The following is a 15,553-nucleotide window of genomic DNA, read 5'->3' on the forward strand; positions in this document are numbered from 1 at the left end:
AGCCGGAAAATCCCGTATCCTTACGACAAGGCGCTCTACCGCCAGCGCCACAAGGTCGAGAACCTCTTCGCCAAGCTTAAAGACTGGCGGCGCGTCGCCACCCGCTACGACCGATGCGCCCATACCTTCTTCTCCGCAATCTGCATCGCCGCAACCGTCATCTTCTGGCTCTGAAACAATGAGTCCTGAGCCTAGCCACCGCTTTGCAGTATGCCTATTCGTCCATTTCCTTCCAGTTGCTGACCCTGCCTCTCCTGCTCGGGATAGCGGGATACCAGGAACGCAGTTACCGCATGATCTTCGCCTACGGCGTCATCTGCTATACTTCTTCCATCATATCGATCTGGTTTCCGGCGCTGGGCACTTATGCGGCCCATGGAATATCCCAGCCACAGTTGAACAGCATCAACGTCCACTATGGCTTTGCCTTCCTTCACGACTTCCTGGCGGTACGGAGCGCGCCGACGTTCACGCTCTCATTGGCCAATGCGTCAGGGATCGTGACCTTCCCATCCGTGCATGCGGCGGCCGCTCTTCTCTGCGGTTGGGCCGCATGGCCGGTAAAATCGTTTCGGTATCCATTTGCCGCCCTGAACGTGCTGATGGCGGTCTCTGCAGTCTCCAACGGTGGCCACTATGTCACGGACATCGTGGCCGGTTTTCTGGTCGCGACGATCTCGATAGCGGTTGTTACGCAGGTGCTGCGCTGGCAAGTTCACGCTAAGTATCGGCTGCCGGGAATTATCGGTCAGGTTTCGGGCGCTCAAGCCACATGAAGAGCGAGCTTCGGGCAATCCTTACAACTTCCTGAGCGCCACTTCTTCGATCAGGTGGTCGGGTCCCTTTCTGAGGATGAGGTCGGCGCGCGGGCGGGTCGGCAGGATGTTCTCGCGGAGGTTCTTCAGGTTGATGTTCGTCCACAGCCCTTCGGCGATCGCTCGGGCGGCGCTTTCGGAAAGCTGCGAATAGCGGTGGAAGAAGGAATCCGGATTGACGAAGGCGGTCTCGCGCAACCGCATGAAGCGGGCGATATACCAGTCGTGGATCAGGGTCTCGTCGGCGTCGATGTAGATCGAGAAGTCGAAGAAATCTGACAGGAAGGGCACGATCTTGCCGTCGGCCGGCAATCTGCCGGGAAGCAGCACGTTGATGCCCTCGAAGATCAGGATGTCGGGCCGGTCGATCGCGGCGAAGGCGCCCGGCAGCACGTCGTAGGTGAGGTGCGAATAGAGCGGCGCGCGCACGTCCGGCAAGCCGGCCTTGATCCCTGACAGGAAGCGCAGCAGCGCGCCGATGTCGTAGCTTTCGGGGAAACCCTTGCGCTCCATCAGGTTCTCGCGGCGTAGCACCTCGTTGGGCAGCAGGAAGCCGTCGGTGGTGACGAGGTCGACCTTGGGGCTGGAGGGCCAGCGGGCGAGCAGTTCCTTCAGCACGCGCGCCGTGGTGGATTTCCCCACGGCGACCGAGCCGGCGATGCCGATGATGAAGGGCGTCTTCACCACCATCTGCTTGTTGAAGAAGAGCTGGCGCTGGCGAAACAGAAGTTGGCTCGCCTCGACATGGGCCGACAGCAGGCGCGACAGCGACAGGTAGATGCGCTTGACCTCCTCGAGGTCGATCGGATCGTTGAGAGAACGAAGCCGGTCGATCTCGTCTTCGGTCAGGGTCAGCGGCGTGTCGGCGCGGAACGCCGCCCACTCCTCGGCGGAAAAGAACAGATAAGGCGAATATTTCTCGGTGGGCGCAAGCTGGTCCATCGCGTGCCCTTCCCTCCCGGCGGTTAGTCGCCGCCCTTGCCGCCGCCTTGGCGCGAAGCCTTCTCGGCGATGCCGGACCGACCCGTGCGGCGCTCGAGTTCGGCCATCACGCTGGACAGCGGCACCCCGGCGACGGCCAGAACGACCAGCCAATGATAGAGAAGATCGGCGCTCTCCGAAACGAGTGCCTCGGCATCTCCCCTGACGGCGGCGATGACGGCCTCGACGGCCTCTTCGCCCATTTTCTGGGCCGCCTTGTCCATGCCTTGCGCAAACAGCTTCGCCGTCCACGATTGCGGGTCGCCGGAACGGGCGCGCCCGGCGATGATCGTTTCCAGATCGGACAGCGAAAATTCGGTCATGAGGCCGTTTACGGCGCGTCGGTTGCCGAGTCCAGCCGCATCGGCAGGCCGGCCGCCGCCATGTAGGCCTTGGCCTCCCGAACCGAATAGGTGCCGAAGTGGAAGATCGAGGCGGCGAGCACCGCCGTCGCATGGCCTTCCCGGATGCCGTCGACCATGTGATCGAGGGTGCCGACGCCGCCCGAGGCGATCACCGGCGCGCGCACCGCGTCGGCGACCGCCCGCGTCAGCGCGATGTCGTAGCCGGCCTTGGTGCCGTCGCGGTCCATCGAGGTCAGCAGGATTTCGCCGGCGCCGAGACCGACCACCCTGGCGGCGAATTCCACCGCGTCGATGCCGGTCCCCTCACGGCCGCCATGCGTGAAGATCTCCCAACGGTCCGCCTCGCCGGCGGCAGAGACCTTTTTGGCGTCGATGGCGACGACAATGCACTGGTTGCCGAACTTGTCGGCTGCTTCCGCGACGAAATCGGGATTCTTCACCGCCGCCGTATTGATCGAAACCTTGTCGGCGCCGGCCAGGAGCAGCCTGCGGATGTCGGCGACCGCGCGCACGCCGCCGCCCACCGTCAGCGGCATGAAGCATTGCTCGGCCGTGCGCGCCACGACGTCGAGGATCGTTTCGCGATTGTCGGACGACGCGGTGATGTCGAGGAAGCACAGTTCGTCGGCGCCCGCCGCATCGTAGGCCTTGGCCGCCTCGACCGGATCGCCGGCATCGATCAGGTCGATGAAGTTGACGCCCTTGACGACGCGGCCGTCCTTCACGTCGAGACAAGGGATGACGCGCGATTTCAGGCTCACAGGACGACCGCCTTTCTCGATTGCGTGTCCTCGCCGCTGCGCGGCTGCGGGCGACGCGGGCCGTCCTTCACGTCGAGACAAGGGATGACGCGCGATTTCCGCATCAGCGCTTCTCCAGCGTGTCGAGCAGTTCGATCAGCAGCTTGCCGACCACCGGCGGCACCTCGCCGCTCGGATCGACGATCGGATCATAGGCGGACAGCGTGACGCCGACGATCGGCAGGGCGTCGGCCGCACCGATGACAGCCTTGCGGAGCTGGTCCGGCGACGGGCCGCCCGGCGTGGCGTAACGGTTGACCTGAAGCATCTCGGGATCGTGAACGTCGAGATCGATATGAAGATGGGTTCGGCGGGCGCCCGCTTCCATCAGACTGGCCGCCTTGCCGGCGGCCTCGGAGCATTGCACGCTCAGGATGGACTGCTCCTTGAGAAGCCCCTCCTCGGCGGGATCGACGGCGCGCACGCCGACCAGCATGGCGCGCTGCGGCTCGATCGGCGCAAAGCCGGGGATGGCGCCGGCGAGCGGCCGCCAGCACCTGCCGAGCAGCGTCGCCACCGCCATGCCGTCCAGGAAGCCGCTGGTCGAGGTCTCGGGCGTGTTCAGGTCGGCGTGCTGGTCGAACCAGACGACGGAATCCGCCTTTTCGCCGGCGACGGCACCGGCGGTGGTCAGACAGTTGCCGGCAAGCACGATCGGGAACCGCCCAAGGCCGATCGCGCCAGCGACATGCCCGGCCGCCGCATCGCAGACGGCGAAACCGGTGCTGACCTCGCGCGCCTGTTCGTCGTCCTCGGTCACCTTCTCGATGTCCTCCACGGTCGCCTCGTGGCCGTGCAGGGCAAGCTCGTCCACCAGCCCGCCGGCGATGATGGCGTCGGGACCCTGACCGCAGCCGCCGTGATAGTGGCCGCTGTCGTAGGAGGCGAGAATGATGGTGACTTTCATGACTGTCCTAAATGCTTGCGGCGCGCAGGATGGCGAGCGCCTCGAGCGGGTCTATGCGGCCGTCATAAAGCGCCCGGCCGGAAATGGCACCGGCCAGCTTTCGCGCGTCCGGCTCGGTCATGCGGCGGATGTCGTCGAGCGAGGCGAGCCCGCCCGACGCGATGACTGGGATGGAGACCGCATCCGCCAGATCGATGGTGGAACGCCAGTTGATGCCGCTCAGCACACCGTCGCGGTCGATGTCGGTGTAGATAATGGCGGCGACGCCGGCGCCCTCGAATTTCTGTGCCAGTTCGACGACGCCGAGCGAGGAAGATTCGGCCCAACCCTCGACGGCGACCTTGCCGCCCTTGGCGTCGATACCGACCGCGACTTGGCCGGGAAACCTGCGGCAGGCATCCTTCACGAGGTCCGGATCACGCACGGCGACGGTGCCGAGGATGACGCGGGCGAGCCCGCGGGCGAGCCAGTCCTCGATCTGCGCCAGCGTGCGGATGCCGCCACCGAGCTGCACCGGGTTCTTCGTCGCCTTCAGGATCGCGCCGACGGCGGCGCTGTTGACGCTGGCGCCCCGGAAGGCGCCGTTCAGGTCCACGACATGCAGCCATTCGAACCCCTGCGCCTCGAAGGCGCGCGCCTGCGCGGCGGGATCTTCGTTGTAGACGGTGGCGGTCGCCATGTCGCCGTGGCGCAGGCGCACGCACTGGCCGTCCTTCAGGTCGATGGCGGGAAAGAGGATCACTGGTCGGTCTGCCTCGAATCTGGGAAGATATGGACGTCCTAGACGCCTTCGACAATGGCGACATGCGCGGTCGCGGCCAGGCGGCGGATGCGAAGGGCGGCCGCATATTCGGGCGAACGGTAGCAGGCGAGCGCGGTTTCGTAGGACTCGAATTCGATGATCACGGTGCGCGTGGCCGGGAAACCTTCCGGAAACTCCGCCTCGCCGCCGCGCGCCAGGAACCGGGCGCCGAACTTCCCGAACGCCGCGGCGTTGGCGGCGATATAGTCTTTGTAGTGTTCGGGATCGGTGATCGACACCATCGCGATCCAGTAGCCCTTCTTCATGGCTTCCACCTCAGGAAATTGGCGATCAGCGCCAAGCCGAGCGCCTGGCTCTTCTCGGGATGGAACTGGGTGCCGGCGCGGTTCTCCTTCGCGACGGCCGCCGTGACCGGCCCGCCATAGTCGGCGACGGCCAGCACCTCGCCCGGATCGCGCGCGTCGAGATGGTAGGAATGGACGAAATAGGCATGCAGCCCGGCCTGGCCGGTGGGGATGCCGGCAAACAGCGGGTGGTCGCGCTTCAGTTCGATCGTATTCCAGCCGATCTGCGGGATCTTCAGAGCGGGATCGGACGGCGTGATCTCCTTCACGTCGCCGACGATCCAGCCGAAACCCGGCGTGACGGTCTTCTCCAGCCCGCGCTCGGACATCAACTGCATGCCGACGCAGATGCCGAGAAACGGCCGCGCCCTCGGCCCGGTCGCTTCCTCGACCGCTTCCCACATGCCGGGAACCGCACGCAGGCCGGCGGCGCAGTCGGCATAGGCGCCGACGCCCGGCAACACGACGCGGTCGGCGGAGAGCACCCGCCCAGCGTCGGCCGTCAGGTCGATCTCGGCAGCAATACCAGCCTCGCGCGCGGCCCGCTCGAACGCCTTCGTCGCCGAGCGCAGATTGCCGGAGCCGTAGTCGATGATGGCGATGCGCATGTCAGGCCCTTCCCTGCGTCGGCCCGAGACCCAGGACAAGGCCGGGATGCGTCGCGCGGGGCGTGGCAGCAGGCACTATGTGCGGCGCCGGCTCCACTCCGGGGCCATCGGCCGCCTCGCCGCGCTCGGCGGCGTAGCGCGTTTCGGCATCGAACAGCGTGCGGGCCTCGACAGCCCCCCATTCGCGCCAGCCGCGGCGGTGAAGGGCCGCCAGCCGCATCCCCTGGCCTTCCAGGCCGACATAGAGCGAAACCAGAAGCGTCAGCAGAGAGCCTGCCAGATCCCAGCCGGCCTGCTCGCCGGCAAGCGAGAGCACGCCGAGCGCGAGGAAGGCGATGAGCGCCTCGCCCCACAGGCGATGGAACAGCAGCCACAGCGGCGGCACGATGAACGCGATCCAGGAGAAGGCATCGCGCACGAAGACTACGTCGGCCACGCCGTCACGGCCGGGCTTCTCCATCACGACATAGCCCGTCATCGGCCGCTACCCCTTCAGCGATCCCTTGGTGGAGGGAACGGCGTCAGGCTGGCGCGGATCCTGTTCGAGCGCCGCCCTCAGCGCCCGCGCGACCGCCTTGAAGCAGGTCTCGGCGATGTGGTGGTTGTTGGCGCCGTAGCGGTTGTTGACGTGGAGTGTGATGCCGGCGTGCTGCGCCAGCGCCTGGAAGAACTCGCGCACCAGTTCGGTGTCGAACGTGCCGATCTTGGGCGACGAGAAAGCGACGTTCCAGACCAGGAAAGGCCGGCCCGACACATCTATCGCCGCCGAGGTCAGTGTCTCGTCCATGGCGAGGTCGATCGAGGCGTAGCGCATGATGCCGCGCCGCTCGCCGAGAGCCCCGGCGATCGCCTGGCCGAGCGCGATGCCGGTGTCTTCCACCGTGTGATGGTCGTCGATATGCAGGTCGCCCTTGGCGCGCACCGTCATGTCGACCAGCGAGTGCCGCGACAACTGGTCGAGCATGTGATCGAAGAAGCCGACGCCGGTGACGATGTCGGACTTTCCGGCGCCGTCGAGATCGACGGAGACCGAAATCTCGGTTTCCTTCGTCTTGCGGCTGGTTTCGGCGGAACGGGCGGTCATAGCCTTGTCCTGGCTTCGCTCTGGCTGGGCCGCGTCCCTGAGGACGGGCGCTTGAAAACGAAAGCCTTCTAGCAGCATGATCCGGCGATTGCCAATCGGCAAACCGGCGAAAGCCGGCCTGACGGACAGGTTTGCAAATGACCGGCCTTTGCATACATAAGCGCCAACATCACTCGTACCGCGCGGCTGCCTGACGGGGGCCGGGCGCAAACGGAGCAAAAATGTCGAATGAACTGACCATGCACGCCACGACCATCGTGACCGTGCGCAAGGGCGGCAAGGTGGTGATCGCCGGCGACGGCCAGGTGAGCCTCGGCCAGACCATCATGAAGGGCAACGCCAGAAAAGTGCGCCGCATCGGCAAGGGCGGCAGCGTCATCGCCGGATTCGCCGGCGCCACCGCCGACGCCTTCACCCTGCTGGAACGGCTGGAAGCCAAGCTCGAACAGTACCCCGACCAGCTGATGCGCGCCTCGGTGGAGCTCGCCAAGGACTGGCGCACCGACCGCTATCTGCGCCGTCTCGAAGCCATGATGCTGGTGGCGGACAAGAGCGTATCGCTGGCGCTGACCGGAAACGGCGACGTGCTGGAGCCGGAGCAGGGGGTGATGGCGATCGGCTCGGGCGGCAACTATGCGCTCGCAGCAGCCCGCGCGCTGATCGACACCGACAAGGACGCGGAGGAAATCGCCCGCAAGGCGATGCAGATCGCTTCCGATATCTGCGTCTACACCAACAACAATTTCGTGGTCGAGACCATCGAGGACGCGGCCGCGTGAAGCCGCCCGGCGGGTCGGCTGCGCGCTACGACTTCCGGCCGGTGACCGAGGCGGACCTTCCGCTCGTCGCCGGCTGGCTGGCCGAGCCTCATGTCGCCGAATGGTGGGACGATCCCGAAGCCGGGATCGCCTCCATCCGGGACCACATCGACAGCATTTCGGTCGAGCCGCTGATCGTCGAGCTTTCCGGCAAGCCGATCGCCTACCTGCAAAGTTACGATCCGCATCTGGAAGACGACCATCCCTATTCGGACCAACCTTTCGGCACGCTCGGCATAGATCTCTCGATCGGTCCGGGGGAGATGGTTGGCATCGGCCATGGTTCGGCGATCGTGCGGCAGTTCGTGGAGGAACTGTTCGCCGAGGGCGCGCCGCGCGTCATCATCGATCCGCATCCGGACAATGCCCGCGCCATCCGCGCCTATGAAAAGGCGGGATTTCGTGAGATCGACCGCAGAACGTCGCGCTATGGCGACGTGGTATTGATGGCGATCGAGGCCGAGGAGGACATATGAGCGTGGCAGATGACGGCAAAGGCGCACCCTTTGCGCTGACGTGGAAGACCGGCCTCGTCGTGGCGGCCGTCATCATCGCCGTGCAGGCATTGGCGCTCCACATCGAGGGCCATCCGGCGATCTGCACCTGCGGTTACGTCAAGCTTTGGCACGGCGTCGTGGTCAGCTCAGAGAATTCCCAGCATATCTCGGACTGGTACACGCCCTCCCACATCATCCACGGTTTCCTGTTCTACGCGCTGTCGCGCTGGCTGTTCCCGAAGCGCTCGATCTGGTTCCGGCTCGCCTTCGTCCTGCTGATCGAGGGCGGCTGGGAAATCCTGGAAAACAGCCCCTTCATCATCAACCGCTATCGCGAAGGCACCATTTCGCTCGACTATTATGGCGATTCCATCATCAATTCGGTGTCGGACACGCTGGCCATGATGCTGGGCTTTGTGATGGCGCGGTGGCTTCCTATATGGCTGGTCGTGGCCATCGCCATCTTCTTCGAGATCGGCACCGGCTACATGATCCGCGACAACCTCACCCTCAACGTGATCATGCTGCTGCATCCGTTCGAGGCCATCAAGCAGTGGCAAAGTGCAATTCCCAAATAGGGAACCGGGTTTTCAGTCCATGAGCAATTTTTCCCCCCGTGAGATCGTTTCCGAGCTCGACCGCTTCATCATCGGCCAGAAGGACGCCAAGCGCGCCGTGGCCATCGCGTTGCGCAACCGCTGGCGCCGCCAACAGCTGGAAGGCCAGATGCGCGAAGAGGTGATGCCGAAGAACATCCTGATGATCGGCCCGACCGGCGTCGGCAAGACCGAGATTTCGCGGCGTCTCGCCAAGCTCGCCGGTGCGCCCTTCGTCAAGGTCGAGGCGACCAAGTTCACCGAGGTCGGCTATGTCGGCCGCGACGTCGAGCAGATCGTGCGCGACCTTGTCGAGGTCGCCATCGGCCTGACGCGCGAGAAGATGCGCGAGGACGTCAAGGCGCGGGCACATGTCAATGCCGAGGAGCGCGTGCTGGAGGCGCTGGTCGGCAAGACCGCCTCGCCCGCCACGCGCGATTCCTTCCGCAAGAAGCTGCGCGACGGCGAACTGGACGACAAGGAGATCGAGATCGAGGTCGCCGACACCGGCAACGGCGGCATGCCGAGCTTCGAGATCCCCGGCATGCCGGGCGCCAATATCGGCGTCATGAACATCAACGACATGCTGTCGAAGGCGATGGGCGGCAAGCGCACCAAGACGCGCAAGACCACGGTCAAGGAATCCTACGACCTGCTGATCCAGGACGAGTCCGACAAGCTGCTCGATCAGGAAGAAGTGACGCGGCGCGCACTGGAATCGGCAGAGAACGACGGCATCGTCTTCATCGACGAGATCGACAAGGTGGCGGCGCGCCAGGACGGCGTCTCCGGCGGCCCCTCGCGCGAGGGCGTGCAGCGGGACCTCTTGCCGCTGGTCGAGGGCACGACGGTCGCCACCAAATACGGGCCGATCAAGACCGATCACATCCTGTTCATCGCGTCGGGCGCGTTCCATGTGGCCAAGCCCTCCGACCTCCTGCCGGAGCTGCAGGGCCGCCTGCCGATCCGCGTCGAGCTCAGAGCGCTTGAAAAGGAGGATTTCCGCCGCATCCTGACGGAGACGGAGGCCAGCCTCATCAAGCAGTACGTGGCGTTGATGGCGACCGAGGGCGTGACGCTCGACTTCACCGACGACGCCATCGACGCGCTGGCCGGCATCGCGGTCGACCTCAACGCCACGGTGGAGAATATCGGCGCGCGCCGCCTTCAGACGGTGATGGAGCGGGTGCTGGACGAGATCTCCTATGACGCGCCCGACCGCGACGGCACCGCCGTGACGATCGACGCCGACTATGTGAAGCAGCATGTCGGCGACTTGGCGAAGAACACGGACCTGTCGCGCTTCATCCTTTAAAGGGCGGAACGACCGCAGGCGCCGGCGTGCCGCCGTCGCCTGTGGCCGAACGGCTCCACCCGGCTACTTTCGTCCAGGCGTTCCCCAAAACGGCTCGACTCGCGCGGTCGCTTTGCCTTAGGACCAAGCGACGGTCGGATGGATGTCTTCGGGCGCGGCGGATGAACAGATTTCTCGGTCTACTCGTTGGGACGATGCTCGCCTGTGCGGCCTCGACCACCTTTGCCGCCGAAATGGTCCCGCCCGGCAACCGTAACGCGGAGCAGCCGCCAATTCCCGGCGCGTCCGTGCATCGCACCCAGGCTACCAGCACCACCTTCCAGGCCAAGTACCGGAAAGTCTACGCGCTGCTGAAGAACGACGCCAAGCTGCGTTCAAAGATCAGGCAGGACGCGGCGGCTTACGGCATCGACCCGATGCACATCGTCGGCGCGATCGTGGGCGAGCACACCTACAATGTCGATGCCTACGACCGGTTGCAGACCTACTATGTCAAGGCGATGTCCTACCTCTCCTCCCGGCTTTCCTTCGCCTATAACGGCGAGGATGTGTCGGACTTCGTGCAGCGGCCGCAATTTTCCGCCTGCGCCGGCAAGTCCGGCAGCTACGACCTGTGGGTCTGCCGCGAGAATGTCTGGAACCACGCTTTCCGGGGCAGGACGGTCGGCGGCGAGAGCTTTCCCGACAACCGCTTCGGCGCGGTGTTCTTCCAGCCCTATTACGCCGGGCAAACCTTCGGGCTCGGCCAGCTCAATCCGCTGACGGCGCTGGAGATGAGCGATCTGGTGCACCGGGTCTCCGGTCTGCCGAAGCTCGACGTCGACGATCCCAACCAGGTCTACAAGACCATCATGGATCCCGACCTGACGCTGAACTACGTGGCCGCGACGCTGAGGAAATCGATCGACGCCTACCGGTCCATCGCCGGCTTCGACATCTCGGACAACCCCGGCATCACCGCCACGCTCTACAATGTCGGCAATCCCGAAGAGCGCGCCTATGCGCTGAGGAAGGAGAACGCCCAGCGCCGCGCCGCCGGCCAGCCGGAACGCCTGCCCGAGGAGAATTATTACGGCTGGCTGGTCAACGACAAACTGCCGGAACTGAAGGCCCTGTTCTGAGCAAGGAAGCGTTCGAAGAACGGCGGACGGGATTTTCCTTCCGGAGTACGGCAGGCCGCTTGACGGCTAGATGCTGAACGGAATAAATATTTCATTCTTGTCTCTATTGGTTTTTTCGTTCCGCAATGGCTCCAGGCCACCGGGACCATCGGGAGGAAATTCATGACGGTTCGTTTTGGCCTGCTTGGCGCCGGCCGCATCGGCAAGGTCCACGCGCGCGCCGTGGACTCCAATCCGGAGGCCAGACTGGTCGCGGTCGCCGATGCCTTCGAGCAGGCCGCCAAGGACATCGCGACGGCCTATGGCGCCGAGGTCCGCTCGATCGACGAGATCGAAGCGGCCAACGACATCGATGCGGTGGTCATCTGCACTCCGACAGACACCCATGCCGACCTGATCGAGCGGTTCTCCAAGGCCGGCAAGGCGATCTTCTGCGAAAAGCCGATCGATCTCGATGTCAGGCGCGTCGAGGAATGCCTCGAGGTGGTCGAGAAGACGGGGGCGGCGCTGATGGTGGGTTTCAACCGCCGCTTCGATCCGCATTTCATGGCGGTGAAGAAGGCGATCGACGACGGCGCGATCGGCAAGGTCGAAATGGTGACGATCACCTCGCGCGACCCCGGCGCGCCGCCGGTCGACTACATCAAGCGCTCGGGCGGCATCTTCCGCGATATGACGATCCACGATTTCGACATGGCGCGTTTCCTGCTCGGCGAGGAGCCGGTCTCGGTCAGCGCCCATGCGTCGGTGCTGGTGGACAAGACGATCGGCGAGGCTGGCGACTACGATTCGGTCAGCGTCATCCTCGAAACCGCATCCGGCAGGCAGGCACTCATCTCCAACTCCCGCCGCGCCACCTACGGCTACGACCAGCGCATCGAGGTGCATGGCTCGAAGGGCATGGTCGCGGCGGAGAACCAGCGGCCGGTCTCCATCGAGGTCGCCAACGAGAAGGGCTATACGCGCCCGCCGCTGCACGATTTCTTCATGACGCGATACACGGAAGCCTATGCCAACGAGATCGCCGCCTTCATCGCCGCCTTGAGCAAGGGCCAGAAAGCGGCGCCGAGCGGCGCCGACGGGCTGGCGGCGCTGAAGCTCGCCGACGCCGCGCTGACCTCCGCCAGGGAAGGCAGGACGGTACGGCTTTGAAGCCGAACCGGATCGAGGCAGAATGATCAGCGCACGCAACGCCGAAACCCGCGCCATCGTGACCGGCGGGGCGCAGGGCATCGGCTTTGCCGTCGCCGAGGCGCTGGTGGACGAGGGCTGCCGCGCGCTGGCGCTGGTCGGCCGCGACGAGGCCAAAGGTGCGCGGGCGGCCGCCGCCCTCAGGGCGAAAGGCGCGGACGTCGTCTTCATCGGCGCCGACATTTCCGAGGTGGCGCAATGCCAGCGCGTCGTTGCCATGGCGGTCGAGGCTCTGGGCGGCGTCAACGCGTTGGTCAACGCCGCCGCCACGTCGGCGCGCGGCGCGCTGACCGAGACGGACGAAGCGCTGTTCGACCACGTCTTCGCCACCAATGTGCGCGGCCCCTTCTTCCTCATGCAGGGTGTGGTCCGCCATCTTCTGGAGCGCGAAGCGCCCGGCTCGATCGTCAACGTGCTGTCGGTCAACATCCATTGCGGCCAGCCTTTCCTGGCCGCCTATTCGGCGAGCAAGGGCGCGCTGGCGACGCTGACCAAGAATACGGCCAACGCCTATCGAACCAACCGCATCCGCTGCAACGCGGTGCTGCCCGGCTGGATGGATACGGAAGGCGAGGACATGGTGCAGAAAAAATGGCACGGCGCCAGCGACGGCTGGCTGGAGAAGGTCGAAGCGAAGCAGCCGATGGGCAAACTCGTCAAGCCGCGCGAACTGGCCGGCCTCGTCACCTATATGCTCAGCCCCGAATCCGGGGTGATGACCGGCGCGCTGGTCGACTACGATCAGAATGTCCCAGGCATTATCGGCGAGTGATCCAAGCCGGCCGCCTACCGCACATTGATGCGTGACAAGCGTTCCCGCATGGGTTAAGGGAACCGCATGATCCACCTGACCGCCACGTTCTGGTACTTTAGCTACGGCAGCTCGCTGGCGGCGGGAGGATTGCGCTCGATCTGAAGATTGCAGCATAAAAAATCCGAACAGCCGCCAGACCTGGCGGCTTTTTCATTTCAGCCGGCAGGTCTCCAAACCAGGAGCAACGCCCGTGTTGACCACCACAGACGACCTTCGGGTCACCGAACTCAAGGAACTGAGCACGCCCGACCAGGTGATGCAGGAGATTCCGCGAACGCTGACGGCGACGCGCACCGTCGCGGCGTCTCGCAATGCCATCCACGCCGCCCTGACGGGGAGCGACGACAGGCTCGTCGTCGTCGTCGGTCCCTGTTCCATCCACGATCCCGCCGCAGCCGTTGACTATGCCAGCCGTCTGGCGGCGCTGCGCGACAGTCTGTCGGACCGGCTCGAGATCGTCATGCGCGTCTATTTCGAGAAGCCGCGCACCACCGTCGGCTGGAAAGGCCTGATCAACGATCCCGATCTCGACGGCAGTTTCAATATCGACAAGGGCCTGCGGCTGGCGCGCAGCGTGCTCGCCGCCGTCAACAATCTGGGCCTGCCGGCGGCGACCGAATTCCTCGACATGACCACGCCGCAATACATCGCCGACCTCGTCAGCTGGGGCGCGATCGGCGCGCGCACGACGGAAAGCCAGATCCATCGCGAGCTGGCGTCGGGCCTCTCCTGCCCCGTCGGTTTCAAGAATGGCACGGACGGCAATTTGCGCATCGCGGTCGACGCCGTGAAGTCGGCCGCCCAGCCGCATCACTTCATGGCGGTGACGAAGGCGGGGCGCAGCGCCATCGCGACCACCACCGGCAATCCGGACTGCCATGTCATCCTGCGCGGCGGTACGTCGCCGAACTACGACGCGCAAAGCGTCGAGGCGGCAGGAACGGAACTGGCATCTGCGGGCCTGCCGGCGCGGCTGATGGTCGATGTCAGCCACGCCAACAGTTCCAAGAAGCCGGAGAATCAGCCGTCGGTCGCCGCCGATGTGGCGCGGCAGGTGGCGAGCGGGGACGAGCGCATCATCGGCGTCATGATCGAGAGCAATCTGGTCGCCGGACGGCAGGACGTGGTGCCGGGGAGGCCGCTGGTCTACGGCCAGAGCATCACCGACGGCTGCATCGACTGGGCAACGACGGAAACGGTGCTGAAGACGCTGGCCGATGCCGTGGGCCAGCGGCGCAAGGTACGGCGCGGGCAAACGGCGATCCGGTCGGGAGCCGCTTGAGTTTCGGGCAGCGGCGGGAGGCAATCTTGCCTCCCGTGTCGCCATCCCTCTTGCATCATTCCGGGTTCAGCTGCGCGGCGCCGGAATGACGATCTACGCGTGAGCGTCACGATGACTGTCCGTACGACCTAACGCACGTTTACCCAGCCGCCCTGTTCATGCGAACGGGCCATCGCGTGGACGGTGCGCTCGATCTCCAGCCCTTCGTCGAAACCGATCGTCCGCGCCTGGCGATCGCCCTCGATACGGCGGATGAGTTCGCGGCACTCCACCACCTTCAGGTCGTTGAAGCCGAGGCCGTGGCCGGGCGCGGGAACGAAAGCGCCGTAAGGCTCGTGCTGCGGACCGGCGAGGACGGTGCGGTAGCCCTGTTCGGTCGGCTCGTCCGAGGTGACATAAAGCTGGAACTCGTTGAAGCGCTCCTGATCGAACAGGATAGATCCCTTCGAGCCGAAGATCTGCAGCGCGATGCGGCCCTTGCGCCCCCATGCGGAGCGGTTGACCAGCAGCGTGCCGGACATGCCGTTTTCCAGCTTCATCAGCGCGCTGGCGATGTCCCAGGTCTCGACCGGCCGCCGGCCGCCGTCGGCCAAAGCGCGATCCGGATAGGGCTTGGCCATGTCGCAAACGACGCGCAAGACGCGGCCGAACAGCACCGCAATCAGGGAAAGCGGATGCACGGCGAAATCGTCCAGCGCGCCGTAGCCGGACGCCGCCTCGTGCTTCCAGCCGAACGGGGTTTCGGCATCGGCCATGAAATCCTCGTCCATCTCGATGCGCATGTGGTTGAGGTCGCCGACCTTCTTTTCGGCGAGCAGCCGGCCGATCTGCCGGATGGCCGGGCTCTGGATATAGTTATAGCCGAGCACGGCGGCCTTGCCGGCCTTGCGCGCCGCGTCGCGCATCGCCTCGGCTTCGGCGAAATGCGGTGCCATCGGCTTCTCGCACCACAGATGCTTGCCGGCCTCAAGCGCCGCGATCGCCATTTCGGGATGGAACTGGTTCGGCGTGGTCAGCGAGACCACATCGACTTCAGGATCGGCGATCACCTTGCGCCAGTCGCCGGAGGCCCGCGCGAAGCCGAGTTCGGTCGCACGGCGATGCGCCAGCTCGCCGTCCGCCTCGCCGAGATGCACCAGCCGGGGGCGTGCGACATCGGGAAAGACGGTCGCCACCGCATTCCACGCCAGCGCGTGGCATTTGCCCATGAACCCGGTTCCGATCAGTCCGACGCCGATGCTTTTCATGCTCA

At 65.2% G+C, this 15,553-nt stretch carries 20 protein-coding genes; 10 read left to right on the forward strand and 10 right to left on the reverse strand.

Going from position 1 to position 15,553, the window contains the following annotated elements; translation table 11 throughout:
* On the forward strand, window positions 1–174 hold a 174-nt coding region (locus ABMA46_RS19045; protein ID WP_349001678.1), incomplete at its 5' end, for a transposase.
* Between the two features lie 62 nt (window positions 175–236).
* Window positions 237–776, forward strand: coding sequence for a phosphatase PAP2 family protein (locus tag ABMA46_RS19050; RefSeq protein WP_425475778.1), 540 nt, complete (start codon window positions 237–239; stop codon window positions 774–776).
* Window positions 777–797: 21 nt separating this feature from the next.
* Here ABMA46_RS19050 and coaA read toward each other — a convergent pair whose 3' ends face one another.
* From coaA to hisB, 9 genes are all read right to left on the reverse strand, one after another.
* A complete protein-coding gene (gene coaA / locus ABMA46_RS19055; RefSeq protein ID WP_349001589.1) occupies window positions 798–1,757 on the reverse strand; it encodes a type I pantothenate kinase in 960 nt (319 codons plus the stop codon).
* 23 nt (window positions 1,758–1,780) lie between these two features.
* Window positions 1,781–2,119, reverse strand: a complete 339-nt coding sequence (locus ABMA46_RS19060) for a phosphoribosyl-ATP diphosphatase (protein WP_349001590.1) — start codon at window positions 2,117–2,119, stop codon at window positions 1,781–1,783.
* Window positions 2,120–2,127: 8 nt separating this feature from the next.
* Window positions 2,128–2,922 (reverse strand): imidazole glycerol phosphate synthase subunit HisF, encoded by a 795-nt coding sequence (gene hisF / locus ABMA46_RS19065; protein WP_349001591.1) that lies wholly within the window; start codon window positions 2,920–2,922, stop codon window positions 2,128–2,130.
* A gap of 103 nt (window positions 2,923–3,025) precedes the next feature.
* Window positions 3,026–3,868: an arginase family protein gene (locus ABMA46_RS19070; protein ID WP_349001592.1), complete on the reverse strand. Its 843-nt coding sequence runs from the start codon at window positions 3,866–3,868 to the stop codon at window positions 3,026–3,028.
* A 7-nt stretch (window positions 3,869–3,875) separates the two neighbouring features.
* A complete protein-coding gene (hisA, locus tag ABMA46_RS19075; protein WP_349001593.1) occupies window positions 3,876–4,610 on the reverse strand; it encodes a 1-(5-phosphoribosyl)-5-[(5-phosphoribosylamino)methylideneamino]imidazole-4-carboxamide isomerase in 735 nt (244 codons plus the stop codon).
* Between the two features lie 38 nt (window positions 4,611–4,648).
* Window positions 4,649–4,936 carry a DUF1330 domain-containing protein gene (locus ABMA46_RS19080; RefSeq protein WP_349001594.1) on the reverse strand — a complete coding sequence of 96 codons (288 nt, stop codon included), beginning with the start codon at window positions 4,934–4,936 and terminating at the stop codon, window positions 4,649–4,651.
* The gene (gene hisH, locus ABMA46_RS19085; protein WP_349001595.1) at window positions 4,933–5,583 is read right to left on the reverse strand and encodes an imidazole glycerol phosphate synthase subunit HisH; all 651 of its coding nucleotides are present in this window, start codon (window positions 5,581–5,583) and stop codon (window positions 4,933–4,935) included. The genes ABMA46_RS19080 and hisH overlap by 4 nt, the downstream gene beginning before the upstream one ends.
* Window position 5,584: 1 nt before the next feature.
* Window positions 5,585–6,061 (reverse strand): DUF2628 domain-containing protein, encoded by a 477-nt coding sequence (locus ABMA46_RS19090; protein WP_349001596.1) that lies wholly within the window; start codon window positions 6,059–6,061, stop codon window positions 5,585–5,587.
* A gap of 6 nt (window positions 6,062–6,067) precedes the next feature.
* Window positions 6,068–6,667, reverse strand: a complete 600-nt coding sequence (gene hisB, locus ABMA46_RS19095; protein WP_349001597.1) for an imidazoleglycerol-phosphate dehydratase HisB — start codon at window positions 6,665–6,667, stop codon at window positions 6,068–6,070.
* A 221-nt stretch (window positions 6,668–6,888) separates the two neighbouring features.
* Between hisB and hslV the strand changes: the two genes are divergently transcribed.
* From hslV to ABMA46_RS19135, 8 genes are all read left to right on the forward strand, one after another.
* On the forward strand, window positions 6,889–7,446 hold the full coding sequence (hslV, locus tag ABMA46_RS19100) for an ATP-dependent protease subunit HslV (RefSeq protein ID WP_349001598.1): 558 nt from the start codon (window positions 6,889–6,891) through the stop codon (window positions 7,444–7,446).
* Window positions 7,443–7,961 (forward strand): GNAT family N-acetyltransferase, encoded by a 519-nt coding sequence (locus ABMA46_RS19105; protein ID WP_349001599.1) that lies wholly within the window; start codon window positions 7,443–7,445, stop codon window positions 7,959–7,961. The genes hslV and ABMA46_RS19105 overlap by 4 nt, the downstream gene beginning before the upstream one ends.
* Entirely contained in the window at window positions 7,958–8,560 is a 603-nt protein-coding gene (locus ABMA46_RS19110) for a DUF2585 domain-containing protein (RefSeq protein ID WP_349001600.1), read from the forward strand. Before ABMA46_RS19105 ends, ABMA46_RS19110 begins: the two co-directional genes overlap by 4 nt.
* 19 nt (window positions 8,561–8,579) lie before the next feature.
* Window positions 8,580–9,893: an ATP-dependent protease ATPase subunit HslU gene (gene hslU / locus ABMA46_RS19115; RefSeq protein WP_349001601.1), complete on the forward strand. Its 1,314-nt coding sequence runs from the start codon at window positions 8,580–8,582 to the stop codon at window positions 9,891–9,893.
* 194 nt (window positions 9,894–10,087) lie between these two features.
* A complete protein-coding gene (locus ABMA46_RS19120) occupies window positions 10,088–11,014 on the forward strand; it encodes a DUF1402 family protein (RefSeq protein ID WP_349001679.1) in 927 nt (308 codons plus the stop codon).
* Between the two features lie 162 nt (window positions 11,015–11,176).
* On the forward strand, window positions 11,177–12,166 hold the full coding sequence (gene iolG / locus ABMA46_RS19125) for an inositol 2-dehydrogenase (RefSeq protein ID WP_349001602.1): 990 nt from the start codon (window positions 11,177–11,179) through the stop codon (window positions 12,164–12,166).
* Window positions 12,167–12,188: 22 nt separating this feature from the next.
* A complete protein-coding gene (locus ABMA46_RS19130) occupies window positions 12,189–12,977 on the forward strand; it encodes an SDR family oxidoreductase (RefSeq protein ID WP_425475774.1) in 789 nt (262 codons plus the stop codon).
* A 232-nt stretch (window positions 12,978–13,209) separates the two neighbouring features.
* Entirely contained in the window at window positions 13,210–14,301 is a 1,092-nt protein-coding gene (locus ABMA46_RS19135; RefSeq protein WP_349001603.1) for a 3-deoxy-7-phosphoheptulonate synthase, read from the forward strand.
* Window positions 14,302–14,429: 128 nt separating this feature from the next.
* On the opposite strand, the gene ABMA46_RS19140 is transcribed toward ABMA46_RS19135, so the two are convergent.
* A complete protein-coding gene (locus tag ABMA46_RS19140) occupies window positions 14,430–15,548 on the reverse strand; it encodes a Gfo/Idh/MocA family protein (protein WP_349001681.1) in 1,119 nt (372 codons plus the stop codon).
* Between the last annotated feature and the right edge of the window lie 5 nt (window positions 15,549–15,553).

Origin of the sequence: Mesorhizobium hunchu, assembly GCF_040081975.1 — a bacterium.
GTDB classification, from domain to species: domain Bacteria; phylum Pseudomonadota; class Alphaproteobacteria; order Rhizobiales; family Rhizobiaceae; genus Mesorhizobium; species Mesorhizobium hunchu.